At 74.0% G+C, this 12,307-nt stretch carries 13 protein-coding genes; all 13 read right to left on the reverse strand.

Annotation, left to right across the window (positions count from 1 at the left end; translation table 11 throughout):
- Positions 1 to 35: 35 nt before the first annotated feature.
- The 13 genes from Ae505Ps2_RS24640 to hrcA all read right to left on the reverse strand — a co-directional run bounded on the left by Ae505Ps2_RS24640 (position 36) and on the right by hrcA (position 12,279).
- A complete protein-coding gene (locus Ae505Ps2_RS24640; protein ID WP_086002328.1) occupies positions 36 to 428 on the reverse strand; it encodes a hypothetical protein in 393 nt (130 codons plus the stop codon).
- A 20-nt stretch (positions 429 to 448) separates the two neighbouring features.
- Positions 449 to 1,249, reverse strand: coding sequence for an isoprenyl transferase (locus Ae505Ps2_RS24645; RefSeq protein ID WP_060712708.1), 801 nt, complete (start codon positions 1,247 to 1,249; stop codon positions 449 to 451).
- Positions 1,250 to 1,302: 53 nt separating this feature from the next.
- Positions 1,303 to 1,665 (reverse strand): hypothetical protein, encoded by a 363-nt coding sequence (locus tag Ae505Ps2_RS24650; RefSeq protein WP_020624616.1) that lies wholly within the window; start codon positions 1,663 to 1,665, stop codon positions 1,303 to 1,305.
- Between the two features lie 223 nt (positions 1,666 to 1,888).
- Positions 1,889 to 2,725: a DNA repair protein RecO gene (recO, locus tag Ae505Ps2_RS24655; protein WP_075311402.1), complete on the reverse strand. Its 837-nt coding sequence runs from the start codon at positions 2,723 to 2,725 to the stop codon at positions 1,889 to 1,891.
- A gap of 20 nt (positions 2,726 to 2,745) precedes the next feature.
- Entirely contained in the window at positions 2,746 to 3,648 is a 903-nt protein-coding gene (gene era / locus Ae505Ps2_RS24660) for a GTPase Era (RefSeq protein WP_075311401.1), read from the reverse strand.
- On the reverse strand, positions 3,645 to 4,877 hold the full coding sequence (lhgO, locus tag Ae505Ps2_RS24665; RefSeq protein WP_075311400.1) for an L-2-hydroxyglutarate oxidase: 1,233 nt from the start codon (positions 4,875 to 4,877) through the stop codon (positions 3,645 to 3,647). Before lhgO ends, era begins: the two co-directional genes overlap by 4 nt.
- 134 nt (positions 4,878 to 5,011) lie before the next feature.
- Entirely contained in the window at positions 5,012 to 6,436 is a 1,425-nt protein-coding gene (locus Ae505Ps2_RS24670) for a hemolysin family protein (protein ID WP_020624620.1), read from the reverse strand.
- 37 nt (positions 6,437 to 6,473) lie between these two features.
- A complete protein-coding gene (gene ybeY / locus Ae505Ps2_RS24675) occupies positions 6,474 to 7,019 on the reverse strand; it encodes an rRNA maturation RNase YbeY (RefSeq protein ID WP_020624621.1) in 546 nt (181 codons plus the stop codon).
- A 104-nt stretch (positions 7,020 to 7,123) separates the two neighbouring features.
- Complete coding sequence (locus tag Ae505Ps2_RS24680) at positions 7,124 to 8,227, reverse strand: PhoH family protein (RefSeq protein ID WP_075554034.1); 1,104 nt, start codon at positions 8,225 to 8,227, stop codon at positions 7,124 to 7,126.
- A 92-nt stretch (positions 8,228 to 8,319) separates the two neighbouring features.
- A complete protein-coding gene (locus tag Ae505Ps2_RS24685) occupies positions 8,320 to 9,216 on the reverse strand; it encodes an alpha/beta hydrolase (protein WP_249265345.1) in 897 nt (298 codons plus the stop codon).
- 70 nt (positions 9,217 to 9,286) lie between these two features.
- Entirely contained in the window at positions 9,287 to 10,042 is a 756-nt protein-coding gene (locus Ae505Ps2_RS24690; RefSeq protein ID WP_075311399.1) for a 16S rRNA (uracil(1498)-N(3))-methyltransferase, read from the reverse strand.
- Between the two features lie 4 nt (positions 10,043 to 10,046).
- Positions 10,047 to 11,213 carry a molecular chaperone DnaJ gene (gene dnaJ / locus Ae505Ps2_RS24695; RefSeq protein WP_075311392.1) on the reverse strand — a complete coding sequence of 389 codons (1,167 nt, stop codon included), beginning with the start codon at positions 11,211 to 11,213 and terminating at the stop codon, positions 10,047 to 10,049.
- A 46-nt stretch (positions 11,214 to 11,259) separates the two neighbouring features.
- Positions 11,260 to 12,279 carry a heat-inducible transcriptional repressor HrcA gene (hrcA, locus tag Ae505Ps2_RS24700; RefSeq protein ID WP_075554035.1) on the reverse strand — a complete coding sequence of 340 codons (1,020 nt, stop codon included), beginning with the start codon at positions 12,277 to 12,279 and terminating at the stop codon, positions 11,260 to 11,262.
- Positions 12,280 to 12,307: the final 28 nt, after the last annotated feature.

The following is a 12,307-nucleotide window of genomic DNA, read 5'->3' on the forward strand; positions in this document are numbered from 1 at the left end:
GCGCGGCCGGGGCGGGCACCGCCCTGGCCGGCCGGTCAGCCGCCGACGAGCTCGGCCCGCATGCTCGACGCGGAGGACACGACGAGCATGAGCAGCGTCCCCATCGGACCCTCGCCCAGCCCGGCCGCGGGGAAGGCGTAGCGCAGCGTCACGTCCCAGCCGCGCTCGCCGCGCACCACCCGGGGCGTGCCGAACAGGCCCTCCCCCACCCCGAGCCCGACCCGTCGCGGCACGTCGTGCTCCGGGTCGGCGGAGTCCGGCAGGTCCCACGCCACGACGCAGGTCAGGTTGAGGACGGGCAGCCCCTCCTCCAGCTCCGTCCCCTGCACCACGCACAGCACGCCGCCGTGGGCGAAGGTCAGCGCGCCGTCGTCGTCGGCGGTGACGTCGTGGAACCGCTCCAGCGCACCCTTCGCGGTGGCGAGCATCCCCGTGATCACATCGGTGGTCACGGTGTCACCCCCGTCGCGGCGTCGCCCGTCGCGGCGTCCACGGCCCCGCCGAAACGCCGGTCCCGGCGTGCGTAGATCTCGATCGCCTGCCATATGTGGCGCCGGTCGAAGTCCGGGAACAGCGTGTCCAGGAAGACCATCTCGGCGTAGGCGCTCTGCCAGAGCAGGAAGTTCGAGGTCCGCTGCTCCCCCGAGGAGCGCACGAACAGGTCGACGTCGGGCATGTCCGGCTCGTCGAGGTGGCGGGCCAGCATCCGCTCGTCGATCTTGTCGGGGTTGATCCGGCCCTCGGCGGCGAGCCGGGCGATCTGGCGCACCGAGTCGACGATCTCGGCGCGGCCGCCGTAGTTGACGCACATGGTCAGATTCAGCACGTCGTTGCCGCGGGTGCGCTCCTCGGCGATCTCCAGCTCCTTGATCACCGAGCGCCACAGCCGCGGGCGGCGGCCCGCCCAGCGGACCCGGACCCCCATCGCGTCCATCTCGTCGACGCGGCGGCGGATGACGTCGCGGTTGAAGCCCATCAGGAACCGGACCTCGTCGGGGCTGCGCCGCCAGTTCTCGGTGGAGAACGCGTACGCCGACAGCCAGCGCACACCGAGGTCGATGCAGCCGCGGGCGACGTCCATCAGCGACGCCTCGCCCCGCTTGTGCCCCTCCGTGCGGGGCAGACCACGGGCGTTGGCCCAGCGGCCGTTGCCGTCCATGACGAGGGCGACGTGGCCCGGCACCAGCTCCGGCGGGATCGCCGGGGGCCGGGCACCGGACGGATGCGGTGCGGGAGGCTGGAACGGCACGTCACCGACCCTACGTCGGGGCCGATGGCCGGGCTCGGCCGCGGTGGTCGGGCTCAGTCGCGCTGGTCGGGCCGGGGCCAGGCCGGCACGGCCGGGTCCTCCAGCCGCTCGATGGTCTCGCGCAGCCGGCGCATCCCGCGGTGCCCGTGGACCCGGTCGACCTCCGACAGCGGTTCGGACTCGTCGGGCCGGATCACCGGCAGCATCGGGATGGCCGGCCAGGCGCCGTCCTCGGTGCGGGCCCGGACCTGACGCATCGCACGGGTCGGCCCGTCCTGCGGGGACTCCGGCATGACCTCGGTGCGGGCCGGGAGCTGCTGGGTGGGCGGCACCGGGATCCGCTGCGTCGCGGCCGGGAGACGATGGGTGCGAGCGGTGTGGTCGTCGTCCGGCGGCGGTGTGTGGGGTCGGTTCACGACTGCCTCTCCGACGGGGCTGGGGTCCCCTCGATCACAGGAGGATAACGAGACCGCGCAACCGGTTGCCTGTCCTGAGCGACGTTCACCCGGTGGAGTCGGCGGAAGCGCCGTGCGCCGCGACCGGCGGCACCGCGGCGGGCGGCGCACCGGGAACGTCAACCGCTCGACGAAGCATACGGGCCGCTCACGGCAGCCCGATCGGGACACCGGGCCGATCGCACTAGTCGGACAGCGCGTCCGGAGGTGTCGGCGCACCGCCGTCCGGCGGTTCCGGGGCGGTCCCCGGCGCACCCGGCGCGACGACGGCGGCGGGCCGGACCCGGGCGCGGCGGTCGACCAGGGGCAGCGAGCGCAGCTGGCGCTCCAGGTGCCACTGCAGGTGCGCCGCGACCAGGCCGCTGGCCTCCCGCCGGGTCGGGGTGCCCGAGGCGTCGGCGGTGTCCCAGTCACCGTGCAGCAGCGCCATGAGCAGGGCCACCGTCTCGGGGGCCGGGGTGACCGAACCCGGCGGGCGGCAGCGCGGGCACACCATGCCGCCCCCGGCGACGGTGAACGACCGGTGCGGGCCGGGCGTCGCACAGCGCGCACAGTCCGACAGCGACGGCGCCCACCCCGCATGGCTCATGGCCCGCAGCAGGAACGCGTCGAGCACCAGGGCCGGTTCGCGGGCGCCGTCGGCCAGCGCCCGGGTGGCACCGAGCAGCAGCAGGTAGACCCGCAGGCTCGGCTCGCCCTCCTCGGACACCAGCCGGTCCGCGGTCTCCAGGATCGCGCAGCCGCAGGAGTAGGCCGACCAGTCCGCGACGATCGCCGGCGCGAACGCGTCGACGGTCTGGGCCTGGGTGACCACGTCGAGCGTGCGCCCGGTGTAGCACTGGACGTCGACGTGGTTGAACGGCTCCAGCCGGGCGCCCCACCGCGACCGGGTGCGGCGCACGCCCTTGGCGACCACCCGGATCTTGCCGTGCTGACGGGTCAGCATCGTGATGATCCGGTCCGCCTCGCCCAGCTTCTGCACCCGGAGCACGATCCCGGTGTCGCGGTAGAGCTGGGCCATCCACCCAGTCTAGGTTCTCCTCAGAACCCCAGCTTGCGCAGCTGCTTCGGGTCCCGCTGCCAGTCCTCGGCGATCTTCACGTGCAGGTCCAGGTGCACCCGGGTGCCCAGCAGCTTCTCGATCTGGCGACGGGCGTCGCTGCCGACCTGCTTGAGCCGGGCACCGCCCTTGCCGATCACGATGCCCTTCTGGCTGGACCGCTCGACGTAGATGATCGCGTAGATCTCCAGCAGGTCCTTCTTCTCGATCGTCTCCTCGACGACGACGGCGATCGAGTGCGGCAGCTCGTCGCGCACGCCCTCCAGCGCCGCCTCCCGCACGAGCTCGGCCACGAGCACGTCGGTCGGCTCGTCGGTGAGGTCGCCGTCCGGGTAGAGCTGCGGGCCCTCCGGCAGCAGCCCGACCAGCAGGTCCGACAGCAGCGAGACCTGGAAGCCCGACTTCGCCGAGGTCGGCACGACCTCGGCGAAGTCCATCAGCGCCGCCACCTCGGTGAGCCGCTCGGCGACCTGCTCGGGGCGGGCGGTGTCGGTCTTGGTGACGACAGCGACCACCGGGGTGTGCGCGGCGATCCGGCTCAGCTCCTCGGCGATGAACCGGTCGCCCTTGCCGACCTTCTCGTTCGCGGGCACGCAGAACCCGACGACGTCGACCTCGGACCACGTCTCGCGCACCAGGTCGTTGAGCCGCGACCCGAGCAGGGTCCTGGGTCGGTGCAGGCCCGGGGTGTCGACCAGGACGATCTGGGCGTCCGGTCGGTGCACGATCCCGCGGATCGCGTGCCGGGTGGTCTGCGGGCGCGAGGAGGTGATCGCGATCTTCTCCCCGACCAGCGCGTTGGTCAGGGTCGACTTGCCGGCGTTGGGCCTGCCGACGAAGCAGGCGAACCCGGACCGGAAGCCCTCGGGCTGTGCGCCGGTCATGCCGCACCGAGCCGGTCGAGGATCTCGCGGCCGATCGGCAGCGCCGCCGTCGCCGCCGGGGACGGTGCGTTCAGCACGTGCAGGATCGAGCCGGGGCGGCCCGCGCCGTCCGGACCGGCCTGGTCGAGGAACAGGAAGTCGTCGACCAGCGTGCCGTCGGCCTTCACGGCCTGGGCCCGCACCCCGGCGCCTGCCGGGTGCAGGTCGGAGGCGGTGACCTCGGGCAGCATCCGCTGGATCTGGCGGACCATCGCGCGCGTCGACAGCGAGCGGCGGACCTCGCCGATGCCGTAGCGCCAGTGCGTGCGCGCCACCTTCACCATGCCCGGGTAGGTCAGCGTCCCCAGCAGCTCCTTCGGCTTGACCGTGCGCCAGTCGTAGCCCTCGCGGGCCAGCGCGAGCACGGCGTTCGGGCCGGCGTGGACGGTGCCGTCGATGCCGCGGGTGGCGTGCACCCCGAGGAACGGGAACGCCGGGTCCGGGACCGGGTAGATCAGGCCGCGGACCAGCGAGGCGGCCCGCTCGGAGAAGCCGGAGTACTCGCCGCGGAACGGGATGATCCGCACACCGGGGTCGGCACCGGCGAGGCGGGCGAGCTCGTCGCAGCGCAGTCCGCCGCAGACCACGGCGCGGGTGCCGAGCAGGTCACCGCGGGTGGTGCGCACGACGACGTCGGACGGGCGGCGGGCGAACCCGGTGACGGTGCGGCCGAGGTGGACCTCACCGCCGTTCTTCTCCACCAGCTCGCCCAGCTTCTCCGCGACCAGCCGGTAGTCGGTGATGCCGGTCGAGGGCACCCAGAGCGCGGCGAGGCCACGGACGTCGGGCTCGTAGGTGCGGATGCCGTGCTCGTCGAGGCGGTGGTTCTCCACGCCGTTGGCGTCGCCGCGGCGGGCCAGCTCGTCGAGCCGGGGCAGCTCCTCGGGCTCGGTCGCGACGACGAGCTTGCCGCACACCTGGTGCGGCAGGTCGTGCTCGCGGCAGAACGCGATGGTCTCGGCGCAGCCGGCGACGGCCAAGCGGGCCTTGTAGCCGCCGGGCGCGTAGTAGAGCCCGGAGTGCACGACGTTGGAGTTGTTGCCGGTCTGGTGGTTCGCCAGGCGCTGCTCGCGCTCGACGACGGCGACGCTCAGCCCGTTGCGGGTGGCGGCGTACGCGGTGGCCAGGCCGACGATCCCGCCCCCGACGACGACGAGGTCGTAGCGCGGTGTCGCGGGCAGCCCGGTCACCGGGCACGCTCCGCGGGGATGGTCGTGCGGGCAGCCATCAGGTCCTCCTCGCGTCCCGCCCGCGGCGGGACGGTCACGTCCGTCGGTCGTTCCCCGTGCCCGGGGACGGCCAGGTCAGGGCCGTTCAGTGCCGGTCAGTGCCGGTCGGCGCCGGCGTGCTCGGTGGGGTCGCCCGCGACGTGGTCCGGCACGTCGGACTCCGAGGCGCCCTGGCGCGGCCCGTCGTGGCCGGTGTCCTCGGTCTCGGCCGGCTCCAGCGGGCTGACCAGCACCGAGGTGATGCGGACCCGGCCGCGGGCGTCCTTGCCGCCCTCGCCCTGCAGTCGCAGCAGGCCGTCCAGCTCGGCGGTGGCCCCGGGCAGCGGCACCTTGCCGAGGCGCTGGGCGAGCAGCCCGCCGACGGTGTCGACGTCGGCGTTCTCCAGTGCCTCGTGCAGCTCGTCCTCGCGCGGGGTGCCGCGGAACCGCCCGGCGAACAGCTCCTCGAGGTCCTCGACGGGCAGCCGGGCCGCGACCCGGAAGGCGCCGTCGGAGACCTCGGCGACCTCGGGCACCTCCTCGGAGTCGTACTCGTCGGTGATCTCGCCGACGATCTCCTCCAGGATGTCCTCGATCGTCACCACCCCGGCGGTGCCGCCGTACTCGTCGACGACGACGGCCATGTGGTTGCGGGTGCGCTGCATCTCGCGCATGAGGTCGTCGCTGCGCTTGGAGTCCGGCACGAAGGCCGCGGGGCGCAGGATGTCGAGCAGGGCGACCTCGCGCTCGCCGCGCCGGGCCTCCTCGCGGGCCCGCACCAGGTCCTTGAGGTAGGCGATGCCGATGACGTCGTCGATGCCCTCGCCGAGCACCGGGATGCGCGAGTAGCCGCTCTTGAGCGCCAGCCGCAGCACCTTCTCCACCGGGGTGTCGCGCTCGGTCCAGATCAGGTCCGGCCGCGGCACCATGATGTCGCGGACCGGGGTCTCCCCCAGCTCGAACACCGAGTGGATCATCTTGCGCTCGCCCTCGTCGACGACGCCGCGGTTGCTGGCCATGTCGACGAGCTCGCGCAGCTCGACCTCGGTGGAGAACGGGCCGTCGCGGAAACCGGGGCCCGGGGTGATCGCGTTGCCCAGCAGGATGAGCAGCTTCGCCAGCGGCGAGAGCACCGTGCCCAGGGCACGGATCGGGGCGGCGAGCAGCAGCCCGATCCGGTACGGGTGCTGGCGGCCCAGGGTGCGCGGCCCGACCCCGACCAGCACGTAGCTGGCCAGCACCATGAGCACCGCGGCGAGCAGCAGCCCGATCCAGGGCGCGGAGAACAGCGGGGCCAGCGCGATCGCCAGCAGGATCACCGCGACCGTCTCGCAGGCGACGCGCAGCAGCATCAGCAGGTTGACGTGCCGCGGCCGGTCGGCGACGACGGCCGACAGCGCCCGCGCACCGGCCCGCCCGGACCGCACGACGGCGTCCACCCGGGCACGGGAGATCGACATCAGGGCCGAGTCCGCGGCCGCGAACACCCCGGCCAGCAGGACGAGCAGGACCGTCGCGACGATCAGCCAGACGGGGGTCACTTCTGCTCCTCGGAGAACGGGGTCGTGGGTCGTCCGGTCACCGGCCGACCTCGTCCTCGAAACCGGCGGCACCGAGCAGCCGGTCGTCGCTGCGCTTCTGGGCGTCCCGGGCGCGCTCGCGGGCCCGGTCCTCCCGCCAGCGGACGAGCAGCCGGTTCTGCAGCGCGAACATCTCGCGCTCGTCCTCGGGCTCGAGGTGGTCGTAGCCGAGCAGGTGCAGGATGCCGTGCACGGTCAACAGGTGCAGCTCGTCGGCCAGGGTGTGCCCGGCCTTGCGCGCCTGGTCCCGGGCGAAGGCCGGGCAGAGCACGACGTCACCGAGCAGGGCGGGGCCCAGGTCCGGTGCGTCGGGCCGCCGGGTGTCCTCGGCGAGCGCGTCCATCGGGAAGGCCATGACGTCGGTGGGGCCCGGCTCGTCCATCCAGCGGACGTGCAGCTCCTCCATCGCGTCCAGCCCGACGGCGGTGATCGCCAGCTCGGCGGACGGGCTCACCTTCATCGCGTCCAGCGCGTACCGGGCGACCGACACGATCTGCGCCTCGTCGACCGCGACCCCGGACTCGTTGACGACCTCGATGCTCACGTCGCCGCTGCCCTGCCCCTGCTCGCCGATACGGATGTACGGGGCAGCCTAGACGGCCGCACCGACGGTCCCGGGCGCCACCCGCCCCTGGCCACCGTCCCCGGTCACCGCCGCCGGTCGGGACGCCGCGCGGGGCCGTTGCGGGGTGCGCCGTTGCCGACGGCGGCCGCGCGGTGCTCGACGGCGTCGAACCGGGCGTAGGCGTCGACGATGTCGGACACCAGGCGGTGCCGGACCACGTCGGCGCTCTCGAGCCGGGAGAAGTGCACGTCGTCGACGCCGTCGAGGATGTCCTGCACGACCGCCAGCCCGGACCGGGCGTTGCCCGGCAGGTCGACCTGGGTGATGTCGCCGGTGACCACGATCCACGAGCCGAAGCCGAGCCGGGTGAGGAACATCTTCATCTGCTCGGGCGTGGTGTTCTGCGCCTCGTCGAGGATGATGAACGCGTCGTTGAGCGTCCTGCCACGCATGTACGCCAGCGGCGCGACCTCGATCGTCCCGGCGGCCATCAGCTTCGGGATCGACTCCGGGTCGATCATGTCGTGCAGCGCGTCGTAGAGCGGGCGCAGGTACGGGTCGATCTTCTCGAACAGCGTGCCGGGCAGGTAACCCAGCCGCTCCCCCGCCTCGACCGCGGGCCGGGTCAGGATGATCCGGTTGACCTGCTTGGCCTGCAACGCCTGCACGGCCTTGGCCATCGCCAGGTAGGTCTTGCCGGTACCGGCCGGGCCGATGCCGAAGACGATGGTGAACGCGTCGATGGCGTCGACGTAGCGCTTCTGGTTGAGCGTCTTGGGCCGGATGGTCTTCCCGCGCCGGGACAGGATGTCCAGGCTCAGCACCTCGGCCGGGGACTCGCCGAGCCGCTCGTCGGCGGTGTTCTCCGCCGAGAGCATCTGCACCGTGCGGCGCACGGTGTCCGCGCCGACCAGCTGGCCGCGCTCGGCCAGGGTGATCAGCTCGGTGAAGACCCGCTCGGCGAAGGCGACGTCGCCGGGGTCCCCGGACAGGGTCAGCTCGTTGCCGCGGACGTGGACGTCGGCGGTCAGCTCCTCCTCGGCGGCGCGCAGGCTCTCGTCGCGCGAGCCGAGCAGGGCGAGGAGGGCGGTGTCCGGCACGGCCATCCTCGACCGGACGGTCCCGCCCGGTGCTGCGTCGGACCGCTCGTCGGTCCGAGGGGTGGGGCCGGGTTCGGTGCCGGTCAAGAGTGTGTTCGCCTGCCTCGTACGTCGGGTCGCCGGACTGCGCCGATCGTACCGGTCGGACCGCGGACGGCACCCGCGGATTCGGCAGCGGGTCAGGCGGGCGCGCTCAGGCGTTCCACCGCCGCCAGCGCCGCCGCCCAGCCCGGATGGCGCACGTCGATGAGCTGCAGGTGGTTCGCGCCCTCGACCCGCACGAGCTCCGAGCGGTCCCCGGCGGCCGTCGCGGCGGCGACGAAGTCCTCGCTCTGGGAGAGCGGGACGACCTCGTCGGCGGTGCCGTGCACGCACACCGACGGCACCCCGAGCGGGACGGCCTCCATCGGGCTGGTCGCGCGGAACCGGGCCGGGTCGGCGGCCGGGGTCGCCGCGACGAGGTCGGCGACGGCGCCGTCGCCGAGCAGCATCCCGCCGGCCAGGTCGAGCACCCCGGCCAGCGAGACCACCCCGGCCGGCCGCACCGCGGGCGCGGCGCCCGGGTCACCGGGGGTGAGCTTCGCGCGCATCGCGAGCCAGCCCGCGAGGTGCCCGCCCGCCGAGTGCCCGAGTACGACGAGCCGGCGCAGGTCCAGGCGGGTGGAGCGCAGGGTGGCGAGGTGGTCGGCGGCCATCGCGACGTCGTCGAAGGTGGAGGGCCAGCCGACGCCGGCGTTCACCGTGCGGTACTCGATGTTCCAGACCGCGAAGTTCGCCGCGACCAGCGCGTCGACCACCGGCCGCATGACCGTGAGGTCGGTGCCGGCCCGCCAGAACCCGCCGTGCACGACGAGCACGGTGCCGCGGGGCAGGTCCCGGGTGGCCGGGAAGGTCAGCTCGCCGAACTGCTGGGGCTGGCCGCCGTAGGCCATCCGCTCGGTCCGCGGTACGGCTTCGTCACGCGGGGGTCGGCGCGGGGCCGCGGGGGCGTCGTTGCCGCAGGCGCCGAGCAGCGGGGAGGCGGCGAGGCCGGCCAGCAGCGCGCGACGTCCGATCCGGGGAGCATGGTCACTCACGCGGCGGATGATGGCATCCGAACCCGGCCCACGACGACGGAATCGCCGGAAAGAGACGGCCCCGGCGGGGTCAGCGGGCCCAGCGGCCGGTGCGCACGGCGAGCGCGCCGAGCGCGACGCAGGCCGCGGTGGAGGCCCGCAGCACCTCCGGTCCCATCCGGACCGGGACGGCGCCGGCGTCGGCGAGGCGGTCGAGCTCGGCGTCGTCGACGCCGCCCTCCGGTCCGACGGCGAGCAGCACCTCCCCCGCGGCGGGCAACGCGACCGAGGCGAGGTCGTCGCCCGCGGACTCGTGCAGCACCAGCGCGGTGTCGGCGGCACCGACCCGGGCGGCGAGCTGCGCGGTGGTCACCGGGTCGGCGACCCCGGGCTGCCACGGCCGCCGGGCCTGCTTGGCCGCCTCCCGCACGGTGGACCGCCAGCGTTCGAGGGCCTTCGCCCCGCGCGGGCCGTCGTCCCAGCGGGTGACGCAGCGCGCCGCCTTCCAGGGGACGAACCCGTCGGCACCGGCCTCGGTCGCGGTCTCCACGGCGAGCTCGCCGCGGTCGCCCTTGACCAGCGCCTGCGCGACGACGACGCGGACCGCGGGTGCGGGCACCCGGGTCACCTCGTGCAGCCGCACGGTCAGCGCGTCCCGCCCGGCGACGTCGACGACCTCGGCGCGGGCGAGCCCGCCCCGGCCGTCGGAGAGCACCAGCGCCTCGCCGGGGCGCAGCCGTCGCACGGTCGCGGCGTGCCGCCCCTCCGGGCCGTCGAGCACCGTGTCGGAGCCCGGGCGCGGGAGGGACGCGACGTCGTCGACCAGGAACAGCGGCGCCGTCGTCACCGGGTCAGCGTCCGGTCCAGCTGTCGCGCAGCTTGGAGAACAGGCCGTGACCGTTGCGCGAGCCACCGATCAGGTCCGGCTGTGCCTCGCCGCGCAGCTCGGCGAGCTTGCGCAGCAGGTCGGTCTGCTCCTTGTCCAGCCGGGTCGGCACCACCACCTCCACGTGCACGAGGAGGTCGCCGTGGCCGTCGATGCGCCCGGTGGAGCGCAGCCGGGGGATGCCCTTGCCGCGCAGCGTGCGGACCGTGCCGTGCTGGGTGCCCGGCTCGACGTCGATCTCGGCGATCGTGCCGTCGAGCAGCGGCAGCGGCAGCGTGGTGCCGAGCGCGGCCGCGGTCATCGGCAGCGGGAGCGTGCAGTGCAGGTCGGCGCCGTCGCGGGTGAACAGCTCGTGCGGCGCCTCCTCCACCTCGACGTAGAGGTCACCGGCGGGACCGCCACCGGAGCCGACCTCACCCTGCCCGGACAGGCGCACCCGCATGCCCTCGGCGACACCGGCCGGGATCTTGACCGAGACGGTGCGTCGCGACCGGACCCGGCCGTCTCCCGCGCACTGGCGGCACGGGTCGGGGATGACCTCGCCGAACCCGCGGCAGGTCGGGCAGGGCCGCGCGGTGACGACCTGCCCGAGGAACGAGCGCTGCACGCTCTGGATCTCCCCGGAGCCGCCGCAGGTGTCGCAGGCGGTGGGACGGGTGCCGTCGGCGCAGCCGGAGCCCTGGCACTGGGTGCACAGGACCGCGGTGTCGACGGCGAGGTCGCGCTGCACACCGGCGGCGCACTCCTCCAGCGTCAGCTCCATCCGGATCAGCGCGTCGGCCCCGGGCTGGACCCGGCTGCGCGGGCCGCGCCCGCGTCCACCGGCCGCGGTGCCGCCGAAGAACGCGTCCATGATGTCGCTGAAGCCGCCGAACCCGGCGAACGGGTCACCGCCGCCGCCACCCCCGCCGCGGGCGTCGAGGGGGTCGCCACCGAGGTCGACGACCCGGCGCTTCTCCGGGTCGGTCAGCACCTCGTGGGCGGCGCTCACCTCCCGGAACCGCTCCTGGGCGCCGGGATCGGGGTTGACGTCCGGGTGCAGCTCACGGGCGAGCTTGCGGTACGCCCGCTTGATCTCCGAGGCGTCGGCGCCGCGCTCGACGCCCAGGATCCCGTAGTAGTCGCGTGCCACCTGGCTCTTTTCCTCTGAGAAGTACCTACAACGACGATGAAAGGGCCTACCGACCGGTCAGGATCTCACCCACGTACCGGGCGACCGCATGCACCGCCGAGATCGTGCCCGGGTAGTCCATCCGGGTGGGCCCGACGACGCCCATCCCGCCCAGTGGGGTCCCCGAGCCGTACCCCACGGTGACCACGGACGCGGTGCGCAGGTCCTCGGCCTCGTTCTCCTCGCCGATCCGGACGGTGACCAGCCCGGACTCCTGCGACGCCGCGAGCAGCCGCATGACCACGACCTGCTCCTCCAGCGCCTCCAGGACCTGGCGCAGCGAGCCGGGGAAGTCGGCGTGGCTGCGGGTCAGGTTCGCCGTGCCGCCCAGCACCATCCGCTCCTCGGGGTGCTCGACGAGGGTCTCGATGAGCACCGTCGCGAGGTGCAGCAGCGGGGTGCGCAGGTCCTCCGGCGCGGTGTCGGGCAGCTCGGCGACGGCCGCGGAGGCCTCGGCGAGCTTGCGACCGTTGAGGGCGTTGCCGAGCATCTCGCGCAGCCGGGCGACGTCGTCGTCGGCGAGCACGTCCCCCAGGTCCACGACGCGCTGGTCGACGCGCCCGGAGTCGGTGATCAGCACCAGCATCAGCCGGGCCGGGGTCAGCTGCACGACCTCCAGGTGGCGGACCGTGGAGCGGGTCAGCGTCGGGTACTGCACGACGGCGACCTGGCGGGTCAGCTGCGCGAGCAGCCGCACCGAGCGGCGCAGCACGTCGTCCAGGTCGACCGCACCGTCCAGGAACGTCTGCACGGCCCGCTTCTCCGCCGACGACAGCGGCTTGACCTGCGAGATCCGGTCGACGAACTGACGGTAGCCCTTGTCGGTCGGGATCCGGCCGGCGCTGGTGTGCGGCTGGGCGATCAGCCCGTCCTCCTCGATGACGGCCATGTCGTTGCGGACCGTCGCGCTCGACACCCCGAGGTTGTGTCGGTCGACGATGGCTTTGGAGCCCACGGGCTCCTGCGTCGACACGTAGTCGGCCACGATGGCCCGTAGTACGGCGAAGCGCCGTTCGTCGGCGTTCATCTCATCGCACCTCCCCCGGTATGCCCCG

Source organism: Pseudonocardia sp. Ae505_Ps2, assembly GCF_001932425.1.
In the GTDB taxonomy this organism is placed as follows: Bacteria; Actinomycetota; Actinomycetes; order Mycobacteriales; family Pseudonocardiaceae; genus Pseudonocardia.